At 69.5% G+C, this 21,675-nt stretch carries 18 protein-coding genes; 11 read left to right on the forward strand and 7 right to left on the reverse strand.

The genetic code is table 11. The features are described from left to right. Window positions 1-71 precede the first annotated feature (71 nt). The 5 genes from ASPU41_RS12745 to ASPU41_RS12765 all read right to left on the reverse strand — a co-directional run bounded on the left by ASPU41_RS12745 (window position 72) and on the right by ASPU41_RS12765 (window position 8,272). Window positions 72-449, reverse strand: coding sequence for a VOC family protein (locus ASPU41_RS12745; protein ID WP_069951230.1), 378 nt, complete (start codon window positions 447-449; stop codon window positions 72-74). An 83-nt stretch (window positions 450-532) separates the two neighbouring features. After that, a complete protein-coding gene (locus tag ASPU41_RS12750; RefSeq protein WP_083266502.1) occupies window positions 533-1,912 on the reverse strand; it encodes a M1 family metallopeptidase in 1,380 nt (459 codons plus the stop codon). A gap of 44 nt (window positions 1,913-1,956) precedes the next feature. After that, a complete protein-coding gene (locus ASPU41_RS12755; RefSeq protein WP_069952682.1) occupies window positions 1,957-5,880 on the reverse strand; it encodes a Pls/PosA family non-ribosomal peptide synthetase in 3,924 nt (1,307 codons plus the stop codon). Between the two features lie 186 nt (window positions 5,881-6,066). Continuing rightward, on the reverse strand, window positions 6,067-7,032 hold the full coding sequence (locus ASPU41_RS12760) for a quinone oxidoreductase family protein (protein WP_069951231.1): 966 nt from the start codon (window positions 7,030-7,032) through the stop codon (window positions 6,067-6,069). Between the two features lie 148 nt (window positions 7,033-7,180). Then, window positions 7,181-8,272, reverse strand: a complete 1,092-nt coding sequence (locus tag ASPU41_RS12765; protein ID WP_069951232.1) for a fatty acid desaturase family protein — start codon at window positions 8,270-8,272, stop codon at window positions 7,181-7,183. Between the two features lie 255 nt (window positions 8,273-8,527). Between ASPU41_RS12765 and argC the strand changes: the two genes are divergently transcribed. From argC to ASPU41_RS12815, 10 genes are all read left to right on the forward strand, one after another. Beyond that, entirely contained in the window at window positions 8,528-9,559 is a 1,032-nt protein-coding gene (gene argC, locus ASPU41_RS12770; RefSeq protein WP_069951233.1) for an N-acetyl-gamma-glutamyl-phosphate reductase, read from the forward strand. Then, entirely contained in the window at window positions 9,556-10,722 is a 1,167-nt protein-coding gene (gene argJ / locus ASPU41_RS12775; protein WP_069951234.1) for a bifunctional glutamate N-acetyltransferase/amino-acid acetyltransferase ArgJ, read from the forward strand. The genes argC and argJ overlap by 4 nt, the downstream gene beginning before the upstream one ends. Before the next feature lie 24 nt (window positions 10,723-10,746). Continuing rightward, window positions 10,747-11,703 carry an acetylglutamate kinase gene (gene argB, locus ASPU41_RS12780; RefSeq protein WP_069951235.1) on the forward strand — a complete coding sequence of 319 codons (957 nt, stop codon included), beginning with the start codon at window positions 10,747-10,749 and terminating at the stop codon, window positions 11,701-11,703. Continuing rightward, the gene (locus ASPU41_RS12785; protein WP_069951236.1) at window positions 11,700-12,992 is read left to right on the forward strand and encodes an acetylornithine transaminase; all 1,293 of its coding nucleotides are present in this window, start codon (window positions 11,700-11,702) and stop codon (window positions 12,990-12,992) included. The genes argB and ASPU41_RS12785 overlap by 4 nt, the downstream gene beginning before the upstream one ends. Beyond that, the gene (gene argF / locus ASPU41_RS12790; RefSeq protein WP_069951237.1) at window positions 12,989-13,984 is read left to right on the forward strand and encodes an ornithine carbamoyltransferase; all 996 of its coding nucleotides are present in this window, start codon (window positions 12,989-12,991) and stop codon (window positions 13,982-13,984) included. The genes ASPU41_RS12785 and argF overlap by 4 nt, the downstream gene beginning before the upstream one ends. Further along, complete coding sequence (locus tag ASPU41_RS12795; RefSeq protein WP_069951238.1) at window positions 13,984-14,517, forward strand: arginine repressor; 534 nt, start codon at window positions 13,984-13,986, stop codon at window positions 14,515-14,517. Before argF ends, ASPU41_RS12795 begins: the two co-directional genes overlap by 1 nt. 103 nt (window positions 14,518-14,620) lie before the next feature. Continuing rightward, window positions 14,621-15,826 (forward strand): argininosuccinate synthase, encoded by a 1,206-nt coding sequence (locus ASPU41_RS12800; protein ID WP_069951239.1) that lies wholly within the window; start codon window positions 14,621-14,623, stop codon window positions 15,824-15,826. Between the two features lie 5 nt (window positions 15,827-15,831). Continuing rightward, complete coding sequence (argH, locus tag ASPU41_RS12805) at window positions 15,832-17,262, forward strand: argininosuccinate lyase (protein WP_069951240.1); 1,431 nt, start codon at window positions 15,832-15,834, stop codon at window positions 17,260-17,262. Window positions 17,263-17,336: 74 nt separating this feature from the next. Continuing rightward, window positions 17,337-17,867 (forward strand): pyridoxine/pyridoxamine 5'-phosphate oxidase, encoded by a 531-nt coding sequence (locus tag ASPU41_RS12810; RefSeq protein ID WP_069951241.1) that lies wholly within the window; start codon window positions 17,337-17,339, stop codon window positions 17,865-17,867. A 71-nt stretch (window positions 17,868-17,938) separates the two neighbouring features. Then, window positions 17,939-18,679: a maleylpyruvate isomerase family mycothiol-dependent enzyme gene (locus ASPU41_RS12815; RefSeq protein ID WP_069951242.1), complete on the forward strand. Its 741-nt coding sequence runs from the start codon at window positions 17,939-17,941 to the stop codon at window positions 18,677-18,679. A 155-nt stretch (window positions 18,680-18,834) separates the two neighbouring features. On the opposite strand, the gene ASPU41_RS12820 is transcribed toward ASPU41_RS12815, so the two are convergent. Both ASPU41_RS12820 and ASPU41_RS12825 read right to left on the reverse strand, forming a co-directional pair. Continuing rightward, window positions 18,835-19,347 carry a methylated-DNA--[protein]-cysteine S-methyltransferase gene (locus tag ASPU41_RS12820; protein ID WP_069951243.1) on the reverse strand — a complete coding sequence of 171 codons (513 nt, stop codon included), beginning with the start codon at window positions 19,345-19,347 and terminating at the stop codon, window positions 18,835-18,837. After that, a complete protein-coding gene (locus ASPU41_RS12825; protein WP_069951244.1) occupies window positions 19,344-20,909 on the reverse strand; it encodes a DNA-3-methyladenine glycosylase 2 family protein in 1,566 nt (521 codons plus the stop codon). The genes ASPU41_RS12820 and ASPU41_RS12825 overlap by 4 nt, the downstream gene beginning before the upstream one ends. A gap of 91 nt (window positions 20,910-21,000) precedes the next feature. Between ASPU41_RS12825 and ASPU41_RS12830 the strand changes: the two genes are divergently transcribed. Beyond that, window positions 21,001-21,669, forward strand: a complete 669-nt coding sequence (locus ASPU41_RS12830; RefSeq protein ID WP_069951245.1) for a DNA-3-methyladenine glycosylase — start codon at window positions 21,001-21,003, stop codon at window positions 21,667-21,669. Window positions 21,670-21,675 lie beyond the last annotated feature (6 nt).

Genomic DNA, 21,675 nt, shown 5'->3' on the forward strand with positions numbered 1-21,675 from the left:
TGCGGAGTTGAAGCCACGGAAACTACGCAGCTGAACGCTTGTGCCCCGTGCCTCTTGAGCTGGACCTCTGGCTACTGATCTTCGACGTCCTGGACGGATCGGGACAGCAGGCAGAACTCATTGCCCTCGGGGTCAGCCAGCACCACCCAGCTGACGTCCGGGCCCTGCCCCACATTGATTCGCCGCGCACCGAGGGCGAGCAGGCGCTCGAGTTCCTCGGAAGTGGATACGCCGTCGGCGCGGAGGTCAAAGTGCAGCCGGTTCTTGACGGTCTTGCCCTCGGGGACTGCGGCTATATCGATGGAGGGCCAGGTCTTATCCTGCGGCGCGATGCTGATGATGTTGCTGTCCTCTTCGACAACCTGCCAGCCGAGGACGGCGCACCAGAAGTCGGCCACCACCCGTGGCCGGCTCGCGTCGATGGTGATCACAGCTAATTTGCTGGGCATGGCACCACGATAGCCCGGGAGAGGTGGCTGTGGGGCGGTTCTGGTTGCTCGGGACCTTGAGTAGGCCGCTCCGGAGGCTCGGTCTAGCCGCCGGACGGCAGCGGCGGCAGGGCCTCCTGATACAGCCACGGGTGCAGCAGAGCCTCAGTATCCAGACCGGTCGCATGGTCCGCGGCAAGGATGAACTGCGCCGTGGAGACGGATCCATGGCGGTTCTGGCCCGTCCATTCGTGCAGCAGTGAGAAGAACGCGAGGTCGCCGCAGCGCATCCGGAGGGCATGCAGGGCCAGTGCGCCCCGCTTGTAGACGCGGTCATCGAACATCAGCTCCGGCCCGGGGTCGCCGATAAGCAGGTCCTGCTTGCCGGTGCTGAGCTTCCGCCAGGCGGCGGCGGCCCGCCGGGCCACCGTCATGACGCCGGCCTCCTCGGACCAGATCCACTCGGCGTAGCAGGCGAAACCCTCGTGAAGCCAGATGTCCTTCCACGAGGCCGCCGTCAGCGAGTTGCCGAACCACTGGTGCGACAACTCATGGGCGATCAGCCGCTGGGACTCCCAGTCCTGCTCCAGATGGTTGGGTCCGAAGATCGACAGGCTCTGCGCCTCCAGCGGGATCTCCAACTCGTCGCCCGCCACCACGACGGTGTACTCGGAGAACGGGTACGGGCCGAAGCAATCGATGAAGGTGCGCATCATCTCCGGCTGCCGCGCGAGTCCCTCGCGGGCTGTGTCCGCCAGCTCTGCCGGAACGGCCGCATACTGCGGTACCTGCACTGCCGGGCGGGCCGGGTTGAGGGCCAGGAGCTCGTAGCGGCCGATCTGGACCGTGGCGAGGTACGTGGCCATCGGCTCTGACTGCTCGTAGACCCAGGTCTCGCGGCTGGACCGGCCGGTGCGCGCGACCAGAATCCCGTTGCACACGGCCCGGTAGTTGGCATCCGTGGTCACCGAGATCCGGTAGCTTGCTTTGTCCCGGGGATGGTCGTTGCAGGGGAACCAGGACGGTGCGCCGTTCGGCTGGCCCGCCACGAGGACCCCGTCGGTGAGTTCCTCCCAGCCCACTTCGCCCCACAGCCCGCGGCGCGGAGTGGGGTTGCCATCGTAGCGGATGTCCAGCGTGAATTCTTCGCCCGGGAGCAGTGCGGCTTCGGGGACGACGACGAGCTGGTCGGCGCGCTGGCTGAACTTCCGCACCCTCCGCCCGCTGAGCTGGATCTTGGTGGCACGAAGCCCGGTCAGGTCCAGCACCAGTGCCGACGTCGGCCGCTGCGTGACGGCGTGCACCAGGGCACGCCCGGTCAGGCGGTTGCTGCTGAGCTTGTAGTCCAGCTCAAGTTCATAGCGGGTGACACGGTAGGCGTCCGTGCCATGACCGGGCAGATACGGATCCGGGGAGCCGGCCGTGCCGTCAGCGGGCAGGCCGCCTCCGGAGCCGGCGGTGGCAGTCTGGGGGGTGGAACTCATAAACGGGCCTTCGGGATTGCGGACGCGGGACGGGCGGTGCGGGGCTACTTCAACTTGGGGGCAGGCACAGCCGGCCCGCGCCAGGGGCTCACCGGATTGCCCATCCAGTAGGTCGCGGCGGGCACCGTTTCACCCCGCATCACGAGGGATGCAGGGCCCACCGTGCCGCCCTTGCCGATGCGGGCCTGCGGGAGGATAACTCCGTGCGGTCCCATCGTTGCCCCGTCATCGAGCGTAACAGTGTCGATGCTCATGACCCGATCGTGGAACAGATGGGTCTGCACCACGCAGCCGCGGTTGACCGTGGAGTTCCGGCCCAGAGTCACGAGGTCCGCTTCGGGCAGCCAGTAGCTTTCGCACCAGGTGCCGGCCCCGATTTTCGCGCCAAGTGCCCGAAGCCACCAGACCAGCGCCGGGGTCCCGGTGGCTGCACGGGCGAACCAGGGGGCGCTGACCATCTCGATGAAGGTATCCACAACCTCGTTGCGCCAGATGAAGGAGCTCCACAGCGGATGCTCGCCGGGCCTGATGCGGCCCACGAGCAGCCATTTCGCCACGACGGCGCTGCCCGCGGCCACGGAGCCGGCCAGCAGGATCACGACGCCGCCCAGGAGTGCCGCGATGCCGTAATTGAAGGCGGTCGCCAGCCAGTCGAAGGCGAGGAAAACCCCCGCGGCGATCGCGACCGTTGCCACGACGGGGACAAAGCGGCACAGCTCCCACAGCGCGCGGGCAATCCTGAGCCTCAGCGGCGGCTCGAACGTCCTGGTGTCATCGGAGGCGATGGCGGTGCGCCGGAGCCGCACCGGAGGGCTGCCCAGCCAGGACGTTCCGGACTTCGCCTTCGCCGGGGTCGCCGAAAGTACCGCCACGAGGGAGTTCTTGGGCACGTTGCGGCCGGCCGCTGTCATGCCGGAGTTTCCCAGGAAGGAGCGTTTGCCGATCTTGGCGGGGGCGATCCGCAGCCAGCCGCCGTCAAGCTCATAAGAGGCCACCATGGTGTCGTCGGCGAGGAAGGCACCTTCACCCACCGTGGTCATCTTGGGGATCAGCAGGACCGTCGAGGCCTCCACGTTCTTGCCGATCCTGGCTCCGAGCAGGCGCAGCCAGACCGGGGTGAAAAGGCTGGCGTAAATGGGGAACAGCAGGTCGCGGGCCAGGTCCAGAACCCGTTCGGTGGCCCAGACCTGCCAGCCGATCCTGCTGCGCACCCGGTAGTAGCCTTCGGCCAGGCCCACACCGAGGAGCCGGGTGGTCAGGAGGATCAGCACCAGGTTGGCGAGGAACCAGACCAGGGCCGCAGGCGGAAGGGACAGCAGGAGCTGCGGCAGCGCGGCGGAGAGCGATTCGCTGCCCCGGATGAAGCTGAAGACCACGAGGGCCGCCGCGGCGGCGGAGAAATAGGGAATCAGGGCCAGCACGGCGGAGGCGGCGGCGAAGCCGGCAAACCAGAGCCGGCCGATCAGCGGATGCTCCGGGGGAGTGTCCGGCCAGGAGTGTTTGGCCTTCCCCCGCCGCTCGGCGGGGGAGCCGGCGACGAGCTGCCCGGACTTCACCTTGCCCAGCACGGCCGAACCCGGTTCCACGCGGGCTCCGGCGCCGATCGTGGCGCCGGGCATCAGAGTGCTGCGGGCGCCGACCGTGGCGCCGGGCCCGATCCGGATGGCACCGATATGGACGATGTCGCCGTCGATCCACCAGCCGGACAAATCGACCTCCGGCTCGACATTGCAGCCGCTGCCGAGCGAGAGCAGGCCGGTGACGGGCGGCAGCGAGTGGAGCTGGACGTTGTTGCCGATCTTGGCCCCGAGGGCCCGGGCGTAGTACGGCACCCAGGGAGCGCTGGCCAGGCTGACGGCGCCGGCCAGGTCCTGGATCTGCTCGGCCAGCCACAGGCGCAGGTGCACCCGGCCGGACCGCGGGTAGGTACCCGGCACCACCTTGCGCAGCAGGAACCGGGCTGCGGCGATGGAGATCAGCATCCGGCCCGCAGGACTGACGAAGACGAGCCAGGAGGCGGCCACCCACCACCAGGACACGGTGGGCGCCGCCGCAAACCCGGCGAAGGATGCGAGCAGATTGTTCGCCGCCATCAGGTACGTCAGCCAGCGCATGCCGACGAGGATGTGCAGCGGAACGCCCATCAGGGTCTGGAAGACCTGCGACTTGCGCGCGGTGCGCCGGACCGTGCGTTCCGGGGCCGGCCCGGCCCCGCCTTCGGGCAGCGACTGGCGGGCGGTGTCGATGAGCGCACCGATCCGGGGCGTGGCGTAGATGTCGGCCACCGTGATGGTGGGGTAGCGCACGCGCAGGGCGGAGACGAGCTGGGCGGCAGCCAGGGAACCGCCCCCGTAGGCGAAGAAATCGGCGTCGAGGCTGGACACGGCACTGCCGAGCACCGCACCCCACTGCTCGAGGATCCAGGCTGCGTCGTCCGGGAGGTTCAGCGGGGCGGCTTCGGTGTCGGCGGCCCCGGCGCCCGCCAGCGGCCAGGGCAGCGCATGCCGGTCCACCTTGCCGCTGGTTTTGGTGGGAAGCGAATCGACCAGGGTCAGCAGCGGGATCAACGGGGCCGGCAGGCTCGCCCCCAGCAGCTCCCGTGCGGCGGCCAGATCGATCTCCGTGCCTCCGGCCGGGGCCAGGTAGCCGACGAGGATCTGGTTGCCGGCCGCCGTCGTCTGCACCGTCGCGGCCGCGCCGGCAACATCCGGCAGTGCCTGCAGTGCGGCGTCGATTTCACCGAGCTCGATCCGTCGCCCGCCGAGCTTGACCTGTTCGTCGGCGCGGCCCTGGAAGATCAGGCCCGCGGATTCGTAGCGGACCAGGTCGCCTGAGCGGTAGGCGCGTGTCCAGCCCAGCGAGGGCATCGGGGCATATTTCTCGGCATCCTTGGCCGGGTCGAGATAACGGGCCAGGCCCACGCCGCCGATGATCAGTTCGCCGACCTCGCCTTCCCCGACCGGCAGGGAGTCGGCGTCCACGACGGCGAGGTCCCAGCCGTCCAGCGGCAGGCCGATCCGGATGGGACCGGGACCGCCCAGCTGCGCCGCGCAGGCGACGACGGTGGCCTCGGTGGGGCCGTAGGTGTTCCAGACTTCGCGGCCTTCGACGGCGAGCCGCTCGGTGAGCTCCGGCGGGCACGCTTCGCCGCCGAAGATCAGCAGGCGGACACTCTCCAGCGACTCCACCGGCCAGAGCGCCGCGAGGGTGGGCACCGTGGACACGACCGTGATGCCGTGGCTGATCAGCCACGGGCCCAGGTCCATGCCGGTCCGGACGAGGGCGCGGGGCGCCGGGACGAGGCAGGCGCCGTGCCGCCAGGCCAGCCACATTTCCTCGCAGGAGGCGTCGAAGGCCACCGACAGCCCGGCAAGGACGCGGTCCTGCGGGCCGATCGGATCGGCCCGGAGGAAGATCCGGGCCTCGGCGTCGACGAACGCCGCCGAGGAGCGGTGCTGCACGGCGACGCCCTTGGGCGTTCCGGTGGAGCCGGAGGTGAAGATGACCCAGGCGTCATCGTCCGGGCCGGGAAGTCTCGGGGCCGGGAACGGGCGGGGCCGCCGGCCCTCCGTCACCACGTCCCCGGCTCCCCGCAGGATACCGGCGACCCGGGCCTCACCGAACACGAGCCTGGCACGCTCCTCCGGGTCATCCGCGTCCACCGGAACATACGCGGCCCCGACCATCAGGATGGCCAGGATTGAGACATAGAGCAGGTTGGTGCCGGAGGGAATCCGGACTCCAATCTTGTCCCCGGCGCCGAGGCCGGCCCGGTGGAGCTGCCTCGCCCTGGCCCGGACGGCCGTCAGGAGCTGGGCGTAACTGAGCGACTCGTGGCCGTCATCGAGGGCCGAGGCGTCCGGGAAGCGCGCGGCGGTCTCCTGCAGGATGTCGACCAGGGTCCGCTCCGGCGGCGCGGCAGGTGATCCCGGAAGCTGGGCCCGGAACACCGGACTGACAGGGTCCAGGACCTGCGGCGGGTCGCTGGGTCGGGATTGCTGCTGTTGCTCAGTCACGGGGAAATCGTCTCCGGCGTAGGTGAACGGAAGGTGTCCGGATTCGCTTTGTGTTAATGCTCCGCCACTGTCCGGATGCAAGCACGCGATTCCCGCGGGGTGCCGGGAGCTGCGGAAACTGGATTTAGGGCACCGGATTTAGGGCACGAGGATGACCTTGCCGGTGGTGCGCCGCTGCTCCAGGTCGTCGTGGGCCCGGGCGGCTTCCGCCAGGTCATAACGGGCACCGATCCGGACCTTGAGGCTCCCGTCGGCCACCGCGGCGAAAAGCTCGTCCGAGCGCCACCGGCGTTCCCGGGCGTCGCGCAGGTAGTGGACGATCGTCGGCCGGGTCAGGTACAGCGAGCCGCCGGCGTTGAGCCGCTGCGGGTCGACGGGCGGCACGGGCCCGGAGGCGGCACCAAAAAGCACCAGGGTGCCGCGGACGCGCAGCGCGTCGAGGGAGCCGTCGAAGGTGTCCTTCCCGACGCCGTCGTACACCACGTCCGCGCCGGTCCCGTCGGTCAGTTCCCGGACCTTGGCGGCGAAGCCGTCGTAGCGCAGCACATGGTCGGCGCCGGCCTCGCGGGCCAGCCGGTCCTTGTCGCCGGTGGAGACGGTGGTGATCACGCGGGCGCCGCGGGCCTTGAGGAGCTGGATCAACAGCAGGCCGACGCCGCCGGCTCCGGCGTGGAGCAGGACGGTATGGCCGGGCTCGACCTTGAAGGTGGAATTGATCAGGTAGTGCGCGGTGATGCCCTGCAGCGGCAGCGCGGCGGCCGTGAAGTCGTCCACGCCGCGGGGGACCGGCAGCGCCTTGTCCTCATCGATCAGGGCGTAGCCGGCGTAGCAGTTGACGCCTTCGGCCGTGGCCACCCGGTCGCCCGGGGAGAAACCGGTCACGCCGTCGCCGATTTCCTCAACGGAGCCTGAGGCCTCGGACCCGGGGGTGAAGGGGTAGGAGACCTTGTAGCTTCCGCTGCGCTTATAGGTGTCGATGAAGTTCACTCCGACGGCGGCGACCTTGACCAGCAGCTGGCCGGGACCCGGAACCGGGCGCTCCACCTCGGTCAGTTCAAGGACCTCCGGGCCCCCGGCCTCGCGCGCGACGATTGCATGCATCATGTGGCTCCTTGCCTGCGTTGAATTGCCGGGGCTGGAATTGCCGGCCCTGATCCTGCACCCATCCTAGGGACACCCGGCGTCAACGACGAAGTGACGGCCCGGATCCGGCCGTCACTTCGGGTCAAACTGCGTTTTGTCGAGCTGCCGCCTAGTAGCGGCGGGTCACCGTGGCCATCGGGCATTCGAAGTGGCGCCCGGCGGAGAGGCCGACCTCATTGAGGTAACGGACGATGATGCCGTAGGACTGCAGCAGTGTGGTTTCGGTGTAGGGAACCTGGTGCTTGGCGCAGAACTCGCGGACAATCACGGCGGCCTTGTCGAGCTGCGGGCGGGCCATGTCCGGGAAGAGGTGGTGTTCGGCCTGGCGGTTGAGGCCGCCGAGCAGGATGTCCATAAAGCGTCCGCCGGAGATGTTCCGCGACGTCAGGACCTGTCGGCTGAAGAAGTCCACGCGGCTGTCCGCCGGCAGGACCGGCATGCCCTTGTGGTTCGGGGCGAAGGAGGCCCCCATGTAGAAACCGAAGACCGCGAGCTGGACCGCGATGAACGCGAGCGCCATGCCCCAGGGCAGGAAGGTGAACGCGAGCACCGGCAGCAGGCTGAGGCGGACCACGAGGATCGGGATCTCTACCCAGCGGTGCGTGACCTGGGCGCGCTGGAAGATGAATTTGATCGAATCGATCTGCAGGCCCAGTCCCACGAGGAACAGCAGCGGGAAGAAGAGCCAGCCCTGCTTGCGGGTGAGGAAGGAGAAACGTCCCTGCCGGGTGGCGGCGGCCTCCGGGAAGAAGGCGATGGCGCCGGTGGCGATATCGGGGTCCTTGGAAATGACGTTGGGGTGGTTGTGGTGCGCGCCGTGCTTCTGTTCCCACCAGGAGTAGCTGATCCCGGCGACCGAGGTGGCCAGCAGCCGCGCGGCCCAGTCATTGGCGCGGCGGGAGGCGAAGATCTGCCGGTGCCCGGCCTCGTGGGCCAGGAAGCTCAACTGGGTGCAGAGGATGCCCAGGGCTGCGGCGATGAGGAGCTGGAACCAGCTGTCACCGATCAGCGCGAAGCCGAACCAGGTGGCGGTCATCAGCAGGACCAGAACGGAAAACACCGTGATGTAGAAACCCACGCGCCGTTCCAGCAGGCCCGCGGCCTTGACGGTCTTAAGGAGTTCCGAGTAGCTCAGGACGACGGCGTTCGGCTGCCGGATACGCGATTTCGGTCGCTCCGGCGTGGCAGTGGTAGGGGTCATGTAGCGCGTGCCTCGAAACTGTTACGGGCAACGCTGCATCCGACACTCGGACAGCACGGTTGGATCACCCTATGCCAAGCATACGCTGTGACTTTTAGCCGGGCGTCCGGGTCCAGCCGGGTTCCGGCCCGGTGCGGGCACGGCCCGGGCGCCTGCGGCACGCCCGCCAGGGTGTCCCGGGTGCGGTGTCCGGACAGGAGAATGCAATGCATAAATATCGGCATCTATGCATACTCTTGCTGTATAGTCCTAACTATGACTATTTCTGTTGCCGTCTCCGGCGCAAGCGGATACGCCGGCGGCGAGGTGCTGCGGCTCCTCGCCGGCCACCCCGACGTCACGATCGGCGCCATCACGGCGCACAGCAACGCCGGTTCCAGACTAGGGGAATTGCAGCCGCATCTCCACGGTCTGGCCAGCCGCCTCCTGGAAGACACCACGGTCGAGAACCTGTCCGGACACGACGTCGTGTTCCTGGCCCTTCCGCACGGGGCCTCTGCGGAGATCGCGGCGCAACTGCCGGCCGGTACCGTCGTGATCGACGCCGGCGCCGACCACCGTCTGGAGGATGCGGCCGCCTGGGAGAAGTTCTACGGTTCCCCGCACGCCGGAACCTGGCCCTACGGCCTGCCGGAGCTTCCCGGCCAGCGCGAGGTGCTCCGCGGCGCCAAGCGGATCGCCGTGCCGGGCTGCTACCCGACGTCGGCCCTGCTGGCACTCACCCCGGGCTTCAGTAACCACCTGTTGCAGGCGGACGACGTCGTCATCGTCTCCGCCTCCGGCACTTCCGGGGCCGGCAAGGCCGCCAAGGTCAATCTGATCGGCGCCGAGGTCATGGGTTCGATGAGCCCGTACGGGGTGGGCGGCGGACACCGGCACACCCCGGAGATCGAACAGGGACTCTCCAGGGCCCTGAACGCTCCGGTCACCGTGTCCTTCACGCCCACGCTGGCCCCCATGAGCCGGGGCATCCTCACCACCGCCACCGCGAAGGTGCGGCCCGGCGTCACCGAGGAGGAACTCCGCCACGCCTGGACCGAGGCCTACGACGATGAGCCCTTCGTGCACCTGCTGCCGGAAGGCCGCTGGCCCTCCACCAAGTCCGTGCAGGGCTCCAACCACGCCGTTATGCAGCTGGCGCTCGACACGCACACCGGCCGCGTGATCGTCACCTGTGCCATCGACAACCTGACCAAGGGGACCGCCGGCGGAGCCGTGCAGTCCATGAACATTGCCCTCGGCCTGGCGGAAACAGCCGGCCTCGAACTGCAGGGAGTCGCACCATGAGCATCACCGCCCCCCAGGGATTCCGCGCCGCCGGCGTCACCGCCGGCCTGAAGACCTCCGGCAACCCGGACCTGGCCCTCGTGGTCAACGACGGCCCGGCAAAGGCCGCCGCCGCCGTCTTCACCTCCAACCGGGTGGCCGCAGCCCCCGTCCACTGGTCCCGCGAGGTTGTCAAGGACGGCCGGGTGGACGCCGTTATCCTCAATTCCGGCGGAGCCAATGCCTGCACCGGCCCGCAGGGATTCCAGAACACGCACACCACCGCCGAGAAGACCGCCGAGGCGCTGGGCGTCTCCGCCACCGACGTCTTCGTCTGTTCCACCGGCCTGATCGGCGAGCAGCTCCCGATGGACAAGATCCTCGCCGGGATCGGCGCCGCCACGGCAGCGCTCAGCACCGGCGGCGGTCCCGACGCCGCCACCGCGATCATGACCACGGACTCCGTGTCCAAGCAGGCGGTCTTCACCGGTTCCGATGCCGACGGCAAGGAATTCACCATCGGCGGCATGGCCAAGGGCGCCGGCATGCTCGCCCCCGGGCTCGCCACCATGCTGGTGGTCCTCACCACGGATGCGGACGTCCAGCCGGAAATGCTCGACGTTGTGCTCCGCGATGCCACCCGGGTCACCTTTGACCGGGCCGACTCGGACGGCTGCATGTCCACGAACGACACCGTGGTGCTGCTGTCCTCCGCGGCCTCCGGCGCCGTGCCGTCCGCCGTCGAGTTCGGCCGGGGCCTGACCCAGGTCTGTGCGGAACTGGCCCGCAAGCTGATCGGCGACGCCGAAGGCTCCAGCCACGACATCGCCATCCGCACCTTCAACGCCGCCAGCGAAAAGGACGCGGAGCTGGTCAGCCGCGCCGTCGCCCGCTCCAACCTCTTCAAGGCCGCGATCTTCGGCAAGGACCCCAACTGGGGCCGTGTGCTCTCCGCCGTCGGCACCACCGACGCGGCCTTCGAGCCCGACCAGCTCAACGTGTCCATGAACGGCGTCCAGATCTGCCGCGATGGCAGCATCGGCGATGACCGCAGCCTCGTGGACCTGGAACCCCGCGAGGTCCTGGTCGAGATCGATCTTCGGGCCGGCGAGGCCGAGGCCACGATCTGGACCAACGACCTGACCCTCGAATACGTCCACGAAAACAGCGCCTACTCCAGCTAGGCAGTTCCCGGAGGGACGATCAATATGAACACCCAGACCCGCGAGACCACCTCCATGTCCGATGCCCAGAGCAAGGCCGGCACCCTGATCGAGGCCCTGCCCTGGATCCAGCGCTTTGCCGGCACCACGATGGTGATCAAGTACGGCGGCAACGCCATGGTCAACGACGAGCTCCGCCGCGCCTTCGCCGAAGACATCGTCTTCCTGCACCACGTCGGCATCCACCCCGTGGTGGTGCACGGCGGCGGGCCGCAGATCAACGCCATGCTCAGCCGGCTCGGGATCGAATCCGAGTTCAAGGGCGGGCTGCGGGTCACCACGCCCGAGGCCATGGACGTGGTCCGGATGGTCCTCACCGGCCAGGTCGGCCGCGAACTCGTGGGCCTGATCAATTCGCACGGCCCTTACGCCGTCGGCATGTCGGGCGAGGACGGCGGGCTGCTCCGCGCGGTCCGGACCGGCACCGTGGTGGACGGCGAAGAAGTGGACCTGGGCCTGGTCGGCGAGGTGATCGGCGTCAACCCCGAGGGTATCCTGGACATCATTGCCGCCGGCCGGATCCCGGTGATTTCGACCGTCGCGCCGGAGATCTTTGACGACGGCAGCGGGGACCCGGGAGCAAAACAGGCCCAGACCACCGGCCAGGTGCTGAACGTCAATGCCGACACCGCCGCCGCGGCCCTGGCCGAAGCCCTCGGCGCCTCGAAGCTGGTGATCCTCACCGACGTCGAGGGGCTGTTCGCCAACTGGCCGGACCGCTCCTCGCTGATCTCCTCGCTCACCGCGACGGAACTGCGCGAGCTGCTGCCGCGCCTGGAATCCGGCATGATCCCGAAGATGGAAGCCTGCCTCAAGGCTGTCGAAGGCGGAGTCGAACGCGCACACATCGTGGACGGCAGGCTGCCGCACTCGATGCTGCTGGAAACCTTCACGACGGCGGGCATCGGCACGCAGGTCGTCCCGGACGAGGAAAACAAATGAACCAGAGCGACACACCCGTGGACCTTGAGCACTCTCCAGTCGGGGAGCTGGTCCGTCCCCACGCCACCGGCGCACAGTGGCTGTCCCGGTACTCCTCCTCGCTGCTGGGCGTTTTCGGCACCCCGCAGCGGGTCCTGGTCCGCGGCTCCGGCTGCCTGGTCTGGGACGCCGACGGCAAGGAATACCTGGACCTGCTCGGCGGGATTGCGGTCAACGCCCTCGGCCACGCGCACCCCTTCGTCAGCTCGGTGATTTCCAGCCAGCTCGCCACCCTGGGCCACGTCTCCAACTTCTTCACGAGCCCCACCCAGATCGCGCTGGCCGAAAAACTGCTGGACATCACCAGGGCCCCGGCCGGCTCCAAGGTGTTCTTCGCCAACTCCGGCACCGAAGCCGTCGAGGCCGCCTTCAAGCTGGCCCGCCGGAACACCGGCGCCGGCACAGCCGCGGCAGCGGGGAGCACAGGCAAGCCGCGCACCAGAATCATCGCGCTCGAGGGGGCCTTTCACGGCCGCACCATGGGTGCCCTGGCGCTCACCGCGAAAGAGGCCTACCGGGCGCCGTTCGCGCCGCTGCCCGGCGGCGTCGAACACATCCCCTTCGGCGACATTGACGCGCTCCGTGCAGCGGTGGACGAGACGGTCGCCGCTGTTTTCCTCGAACCGATCCAGGGTGAGGCCGGCGTCCGCCCGTTGCCCGCCGGCTACCTGTTGGCCGCACGGGAGGCCACCCGCGACGCCGGCGCCCTGCTGATCCTCGACGAGGTCCAGACCGGGATCGGCCGCACCGGCAAGTGGCTCGCGAGCGAGGACGCCGGGATCGTGCCCGACGCCGTCACTCTCGCCAAAGGCCTCGGCGGCGGTTTCCCGATCGGCGCACTGGTCACCTTCGGCCCGGAAACGTCCTCCCTGCTGACCGCCGGCCAGCACGGGACGACCTTCGGCGGCAACCCGGTGGCCACCGCCGCCGCACTGGCCACCCTGCACGTGATCGAAAGCCAGCAGATCATGGACCACGTCCGGACCGTGGGGGAGCACCTGAGGGCCGGCCTCGCCGCGATCGACGGCGTCACCGGAGTGCGCGGCGAAGGCCTCCTGATCGGCTTCGACCTCGACGCCGCCGTCGCCCCGGCCGTCGTGACCGCCGGCCTCGAGGCGGGCTTCATCGTCAACAGCCCCGGCCCGCACACGATCCGTCTCGCGCCGCCGCTGATCCTCAGCACCGAACAGGCCGACCGCTTCCTCGCGGCACTGCCCGATCTCCTCCAGACCGCAAAGGACGCCCAGTGACCGCTCCAGCAGCCACCCGCCACTTCCTCAAGGACACCGACCTGACCCCGGCCGAGCAGGCCGAGGTCCTGGACCTCGCCGTCCGGATGAAGGCCGCCCCGTACAGCGTGCAGCCCTTCGCCGCGGAAGGCAGCGGCCGCAAAACCGTCGCCGTGATCTTCGACAAGACCTCCACCCGGACGAGGGTATCCTTCGCCACGGGAGTCGCGGACATGGGCGGCAATGCGCTCATTATCAACCCGGGCGAGGCACAGATCGGCCACAAGGAATCCGTCGAGGACACCGCCAGGGTCCTGGAGCGCATGGTGTCCACCATCGTGTGGCGCACCGGCGCCCACTCCGGGCTGGTCGCCATGGCGGACAACTCGCGCGTGCCGGTCATCAACGCCCTCTGCGACGACTACCACCCCTGCCAGCTCCTCGCTGACCTGCTCACCATCAAGGAACACAAGGGCGACCTGGCGGGCCTGACCATGAGCTACCTCGGCGACTCCGCCAACAACATGGCCAACTCCTACCTGCTGGCCGGTGTCACCGCGGGCATGCACGTCCGCGTCGCCGGCCCCGACGGCTACCTGCCGTCCCCCCGGATCATCGCGGCGGCCGAAGACCGTGCGGCGGAGACCGGCGGCTCGGTGCTCGTCACGGTGGATCCGGCCGAGGCGCTGCTCGGAGCCGACGTCGTCGCCACCGACACCTGGGTGTCCATGGGCCAGGAGGACGAGAAGGAATCCCGGCTGCAGCTGTTCCGCGACTACGCCGTGGACGAGGCCGCGATGAAGCTCGCGGCCCCGGACGCCGTCGTGCTCCACTGCCTGCCCGCCTACCGAGGCTATGAGATCGCCGCGGCCGTGATCGACGGGCCGCAGTCCGTCGTCTGGGACGAGGCCGAGAACCGGCTGCACGCCCAGAAGGCCCTGATGGCCTGGCTGATGCACCGCTCCGGCCTGGCTATTGTCGAGGGGCTGGCGCCGGTCGAAGGGCTCGGATAGTGTCCGTCCCGCCCTCCTCCCCGGGCGCCAGCCCGGCAACCAAGACGGCCCGGCAGGCGCGGATCACCGCCATCCTGACCGGTGAATCGGTCCGCTCGCAGGCGGAGCTCGCGGCGCTGCTCGCGGACGACGGCGTCCAGGTCACCCAGGCCACGCTGTCCCGGGACCTCGTGGAGCTGGGCGCTGTCCGGGTCCGTGGCAAGGAAGGTGTGCTCGTCTACGCGGTGCCGGGCGAGGGCGGGGAACGGGCGGCCAGGAGCGGGGTCACCCAGGAAATCCTCGACGCGCGGCTGGCCCGGCTCTGCGGGGAACTGCTGGTCACCGCCGAAGCGTCCGCGAACATCGTGGTGCTGCGGACGCCTCCCGGCGCGGCCAACTTCCTGGCCCTGGCCATCGACCACTCGGTGATGCCGTCGATCCTTGGCACCATCGCCGGGGACGACACGGTGCTGCTGGTCACCCGCGATCCGCTCGGCGGGGCCGAGGTGGCCGCCCGCTTCCTGCAGCTCGCCGAGGAAGCCGGCACCGGCTGAGCGCACCGGCCCCAAGATTGGGCCTGCCACAGGGATGTGACAGGCTTTCACCAGACAAGCTTTTACCCCGACATTTTCCCCAAACAACTAAGGAGCATTTCAAGTGACTGAGCGTATTGTGCTGGCCTACTCCGGTGGCCTGGATACTTCCGTAGCCATCGGCTGGATCGGTGAAGCGACCGGCGCCGAGGTTATTGCCGTAGCGGTCGACGTCGGACAGGGCGGCGAGTCGCTGGAGACGATCCGGCAGCGCGCCCTGGGCTGCGGCGCCGTCGAGGCCTACGTCGCCGATGCGAGCGACGAGTTCGCCAACGAGTACTGCATGCCCGCGCTGAAGGCCAACGCCCTCTACCAGGGCCACTACCCGCTGGTTTCCGCGATCTCGCGGCCCGTGATCGTCAAGCACCTGGTCAAGGCCGCCCGCGAATTCGGCGCCACCACCGTCGCCCACGGCTGCACCGGCAAGGGCAACGACCAGGTCCGCTTCGAAGTCGGCATCCAGACCCTCGGCCCGGACCTGAAGTGCATCGCCCCGGTCCGGGACCTTGCCCTGACCCGCGACAAGGCCATCGCCTTCGCCGAGGAAAAGGGACTGCCGATCGAGACCACCAAAAAGAACCCGTACTCGATCGACCAGAACGTCTGGGGCCGCGCCGTCGAAACCGGCTACCTCGAGGACATCTGGAACGCCCCCACCAAGGACATCTACGACTACACCGCCACCCCGGAATTCCCGCCGGCCCCCGATGAAGTCATCATCTCCTTCGAGGCAGGCATCCCGGTCGCGATCGACGGCGTCAAAGTCACCCCGCTGCAGGCCATCAAGGAACTCAACCGCCGCGCCGGCGCCCAGGGCGTCGGCCGGATCGACGTCGTCGAGGACCGCCTCGTTGGCATCAAGTCCCGCGAAATCTACGAGGCACCCGGCGCGATGGCGCTGATCACGGCGCACAAGCACCTCGAGGACATCACGGTCGAGCGCGAGCAGGCCCGCTTCAAGGCAACCGTCGGCCAGCGCTGGTCCGAGCTGGTCTACGACGGCCAGTGGTTCTCGCCGCTCAAGCGCTCGCTCGATGCCTTCATCGAGGACACCCAGCGCTACGTCACCGGCGACATCCGAATGACCCTGCACGGCGGCCAGGCGATCGTCAACGGACGCCGCTCCGGGACCTCGCTCTACGACTTCGACCTTGCCACCTACGACACCGGTGACACCTTCGACCAGTCGATGGCACGCGGCTTCATCGAGCTGTGGGGCATGTCCGCCAAGGTCGCCTCCGGCCGCGACATCCGCGTCGCCGGAAAGTAGCCTCTGTGGCTGAGCAAAAACCGGAGGCTACGAACACGGGCGCGCTCTGGGGCGGCCGCTTTGCCGGCGGCCCCGCGGACGCCCTTGCCGCGCTGAGCAAGTCCACGCACTTTGACTGGCGGCTTGCCCGCTACGACATCGCCGGGTCCCAGGCGCACGCCCGCGTGCTGCACAAGGCCGGGCTGCTGGACGACACCGAGCTCGAGGGCATGCTCGACGCCCTGGGCCGGCTGGACGAGGACGTCGCCTCCGGCGCCTACCTGCCCGCCGAGTCCGACGAGGACGTGCACGGTTCGCTGGAACGCGGACTCATCGAGCGGGCCGGCACCCAGCTCGGCGGCAAGCTCCGCGCGGGCCGGTCCCGCAACGACCAGGTGGCCACGCTCGGGCGGATGTTCCTGCGCGACCACGCCCGGATCATCGCCCGCGGTGTGCTCGCCACCATCGATGCCCTCGTGGAGCAGGCCAAAGCGCACCGGGGGGTGGCCATGCCCGGCCGCACGCACCTCCAGCACGCCCAGCCGGTGCTGCTCAGCCACCACCTGCTGGCCCACGCCTGGGCGCTGCTGCGCGATGTGCAGCGCTTCCAGGACTGGGACAAGCGTGCGGGCGTCTCCCCGTACGGCTCCGGTGCCCTGGCCGGCTCCTCGCTGGGCCTGGACCCGGAGGCGGTGGCCGCGGAGCTGGGCTTCTTCTCCGCCACGCACAACTCGATCGACGGCACCGCCTCCCGCGACGTCTTCGCCGAGTTCGCGTGGATCACGGCCATGATCGGCGTGGACCTGTCCCGGGTTTCCGAGGAGGTCATCCTGTGGGCCACCAAGGAGTTCTCCTTCGTGACCCTGCACGATTCCTACTCCACCGGCTCCTCGATCATGCCGCAGAAGAAGAACCCCGATGTGGCGGAACTGGCCCGCGGAAAGGCCGGCCGGCTGATCGGCAACCTGACCGGGCTGCTGGCCACCCTGAAGGGCCTGCCGCTCGCGTACAACCGCGATCTGCAGGAGGACAAGGAACCGGTCTTCGACGCCGCCGACACGCTGGAGGTCCTGCTCCCGGCAGTGTCCGGCATGATCGCGACGCTGAAGTTCAACACCGAACGGATGGAATCGCTGGCGCCGCAGGGCTTCGCGCTGGCGACGGACATCGCCGAATGGCTGGTCCGCCAGGGGGTTCCGTTCCGCGAGGCGCATGAGCTCTCCGGTGCCGCGGTCAAGCAGGCCGAAAGCCGCGGCGTCGAACTCTGGGACCTCACGGACGCGGAATACGCCGCCATCTCGGAGCACCTGACGCCTGAGGTCCGCACGGTCCTGAGCACGGAAGGCTCGCTGAAAAGCCGCAACTCCCAGGGCGGCACCGCACCGGCCGCCGTCGAGCGCCAGCTGCTGGCCCTCGAGGGTGAGCTTGCCGGCGTGCGCGGGTACGCGGGGCAGTAAACGCCCGCGGAAGTCCCGGCCCTCCCGGCCAGCATGGTCGGGACGGCCGGGACTTTCTTCGTTAAGGTGGGCGGATGAGCGAAACGTTCCGCCAATTGCTGCGCGCCCTGCCGGACTTCCCCGAGCTGCTCCCGGGCTTCGATCCGGCCGCCGCCCCCGCGGACCCGGCGGAACTGTTCCGCCAGTGGCTCCGGGAGGCACTGGCGGCCGGGGTAACGCAGCCGAACGCCTGCAGCCTGGCCACGGCGGACGGGCTCGGACGGCCCTCCTCCCGGATGCTGATCCTGAAGGACATCGACGCCGACGGCTGGCACTTCGCCACCTCCCGGGCCTCGCGGAAGGGCCGGGAACTCTCGGCGAATCCCCAGGCGGCGCTGAACTTCTACTGGCAGCAGCAGGGCCGGCAGGTCCGCGCCGCCGGCGGTGTCATTGAGCTGTCCGCGGCGGCGTCCGCGTCCGACTGGCACACCCGGCCCGGCGCGGACGGCAGCGACAACCCGGACTGGCAGCTGTACGCCCTCCAGCCCCGCGAGATCGAGTTCTGGCAGGCCCGGCACGACCGGCGGCATGTCCGCCACCGCTACGGCCAGCAGTCCTTCAGTTAATCCGGCTTTCCAGTTATTCCGGGTTTCCAGTTAATCGGCTTCGGTCAGGGCGCTCGGTTAGGATGATCGCCATGACCACCATCACACCGGAAAAACTCCTGGAAGAGCTGCGCCGGGCCGCCGGCGTCGTGGCCGGAATCACCGCCACCTTCACGGACGAGGACATCAAAGCGCCCTCGGAACTGCCGGCCTGGACCCGCGGCCACGTGCTGGCCCACCTTAGCGGCATCGCCAACGCGATGGCGCGGCAGCTGGAATTCGCGGCCCAGGGCGACAGCATCGAACTCTACGACGGCGGCTTTGAAGGCCGGACCCGCGCCATCGACCTGGCCGCCGGACACACCCCGGCCGAACACCGGGCCGACCTGGACGCCGCCCTGGACCGGGCACTGCGCGCCTTCGAGGCGCTGGACGATACCGGCTGGCAGGCACCCATCAGCTTCCGCGGGGGAGTGGTGTTCGACGGCGGCCTGGCGCTCTGGCGCGAGCTCGTCATCCACACCACCGACCTCGGGACCGGCCGTGGCCCGGAAACCTGGAGCCGGCCGTTCTGCGGGCACCTCTTCGAATTCCTGGCGGCGCGGGTTCCGGACGGGGAGCGGTTTGTCCTCCAGCCGATGGGCCTGCCGGGCGTGTCCATCGGCACCCCCGGCGGCCGGTCGACCGTCATCAACGGGATGCTGACCGACATCGCGGCCTGGCTCGCGGGACGCACGCCGACCCTCGGCAGCCTGCGCGCCACCGCGGCGGCCGACGGCGTGGACCTCCCCGCCCTGCTGCCGTGGCCGTCCGGGGTTCCCGCCACCCGCTAGGACTCACGCCCCTGGGACTCACGCCGCCCGGGACTCACACCCTCCCGGGACTCACACCCTCCCGGGACTCACGCCGAGGTGAGATTAAGCGCCCATGATCCGCCGCCGCGAGATGGGCGCGAGGTCTCACCTCGGCGCCTTTTCAGGGCCCGGCGTTACGCCAGCTCGGCGGCCTGCCGGCGCTCCCGGTCCAGCAGGCTCTCCTTGATGGCCAGCCCCCAGCGGAACCCGCCCAGGCTGCCGTCGGTGCGGATCACCCGGTGGCAGGGCACGAACAGCGCCGCCGCGTTGAAGGCGCAGGCGCTGGCCGCGGCGCGGACGGCCTTCACATTTCCGGACCGTTCCGCGTATTCGGTGTAGGTCACGGGGTGTCCCGGAGCGACGGTGCGGAGGATGTCCCAGGCATGGCCCCGGAACGGACCGGACTTCTGCAGTACCGGCACCGCCATGGCCGGTTCCGGGTTTTCGGAGTAGAACGCCTCCACCGCGTCGGAGATGGCGCCCATTCCGGTGACCGTCTCGTATTCGCCCGGCAGCAGGTCCGGATGGATCTGCCCGGTCAGCTCGCCGGGCACCGCGGTCCAGCCCGAGGCCAGCACGGCGCCGTCCCGGGCGATGATGGTGAACGGGCCGTCCGGGGTGGACATGGTCAACAACTGGGCTTTCATGATTGTGCCTTCTTTGGAGCCTGGGTCGGGGATTGCTTAAAAGTCTGTGTTGGAGGCTGCGCCGCTGTGCGTCCCGCGGCCCGGGCAGCCGCTGCGGCGCGCCACAGGTGCATGGTGGCGTAGGAGCGCCAGGGGCTGAGCTCACGGAAGTCAGGACTCAGCGGTGTTGCAGGGGACACTGCCGTGACGTCGGTGTCCCGGGCGAGCGAGCGGATGCCGTTGCGCACCGCCGCGTCGTTGGCCAGGAAGACATCCGGGGCGCCGATCACCCGCATCGCCACATAGCCAACCGTCCACGGCCCGACCCCGGAAAGGGGCAGCAGTTTGGACTCCAGCCCGGGCAGATCATCGCCATAGCCGAAGTCGAGCCCGCCCGAGGCCATCGCGGCGGCGGCGCTCCGGACCGCGTCGATGCGGCGCCGCGGGCCGCGGAGCAGTTCGGAACCGTGCACGGCGATCTGTTCAGCGCTCGGGAACAGCCGGTGCAACCCCTCGGAGGGAACCAGGCACTCGCTTCCGGCCGTGGACAGTTGGGCGAGCGCGGTCCGGGCCGCGGCGACAGTGATCTGCTGGCCGATCATGGCCCTGACCAGCAGCTCCTGCGGGTCGACGGCGCCCGGCATCCGCATGCCGGGCGTGGCGGCGACGCTGGCTGCCAGCCGGGGATCGGACCCCAGCGCACCGACGATCGCGACCGGATCGGCGTCGAGATCCAGCAGCCGGCGGACCCGGCTGAGCAGGGAGGACAGGTCCCGGAGGTCGACGGCGCCGATGGTCAGCACCAGCGGGCGGCCGGCTTTACCGGCGTCGTAGTCCACCCGGAAGCGGGCGTCGCCGTGGGCCAGGCGCAGCGTCCGGGCGTAGGAGGTGGACGAGCCTTCCTCGATGCCGGGGATGGCCCGGACCGCGAGGAAATCGAAGACCCCCGGGTCGAACGGCTCGCGGTACGGCAGCTTCAGGGTCAGGGCCGTCGACGCCACAGCGGCCCCGGCGGGCGAGCGGTGGTGCCGGGCGGTGGCTCGCAGCGCCGAGGGGGTCATGGCGAAGACCTCCCCGATGGTCTCGTTGAACTGGCGGACGCTGCTGAAGCCGGCGGCGAAGGCAATGTCGGCGACTTTCATGGTCGTGGAGACGAGCAGGGTCCGGGCCGTCTGGGCCCGGCCGGCCCGCGCGAGGGACAGCGGACCCGCGCCGAGTTCGTGGCTCAGGATCCGGTTGAGCTGCCGTGAGGAGTACCCGAGGCGGGCCGCGAGCCCTTCGACGCCGTCGCGGTTGATCACCCCGTCGTTGATCAGCCGCATGGCCCGGGCGGCGATGTCGGAGCGGAGGTTCCAGGCGGGCGTGCCGGGGACCGCCTCGGGCAGGCAGCGTTTGCAGGCCCGGTAGCCGGCGTCGTGCGCTGCGGCGGACGTTTCATAGAACGTGACGTTCCCCGCCTTGGGTGTCCGGGCGGGGCAGGAGGGCCGGCAGTAGATGCCCGTGGTGCGGACAGCGGTGTAGAACTGCCCGTCGAACCGGGTGTCCCGGGCGTCGATTGCCCGGTAGCGCTGCCAGAAGTCCATGAAGTCATCCTGCCAGCTTCCCGGTACCGCTGCTAGCGGAAATCGGACACGGCCGTGGAGGGGGATGCGGGCTGTTTGTTAAAGTCGGAGCATGAGTTTGACTCCTTCTGCCGCTGCGCCCGCCCGTGGACTCCCGGCCGGCGGACTGCGGGAGCTCCTGTCCGCGGATGCCCGTCAGGTGGCGCCGCTGCTGCTTGGCGCGGTCCTGACGCATGAGGGGCGTGAGGGCAAGGTGTCCGTGCGGATCACCGAGGTGGAGGCCTACCTGGGCCCGCACGACTCGCCCCACCCGGATCCCGGCTCGCACACCTTCCGCGGCGCCACCGCCCGCAACGCTCCGATGTTCGGCCCGGCCGGCCATCTGTATGTCTACTTCACCTACGGCATGCACCACTGCGCCAACATTGTGTGCGGCCCGGAGGGCACCGCCTCAGCGGTGCTGCTGCGCGCCGGCGAGATCGTGGCAGGGGAGGAGCTGGCCCGCACCCGCCGGCCGACGTCGAAATCCCCGAAGGACCTCGCGAGCGGACCCGCCCGGCTCGCGACGGCGCTCGGCATCACGACCGCCGACAGCGGCCGGGACGCCCTCGGGGCCCCGTTCCGGCTGGACCTTCCGGCCGCAGCCGCTGCTGAGGTCAGCGCGGGACCGCGCGTCGGCGTCTCCGGCGCAGGCGGCACCCGCGACTACCCCTGGCGCTTCTGGCTGAGCGGAGACCCGACCGTCTCCCGCTACAAGGCCGCAAAGGTGCGCCTGATCTAGGAGGCC

The sequence above is a fragment of the Arthrobacter sp. U41 genome, from assembly GCF_001750145.1.
In the GTDB taxonomy this organism is placed as follows: domain Bacteria; phylum Actinomycetota; class Actinomycetes; order Actinomycetales; family Micrococcaceae; genus Arthrobacter.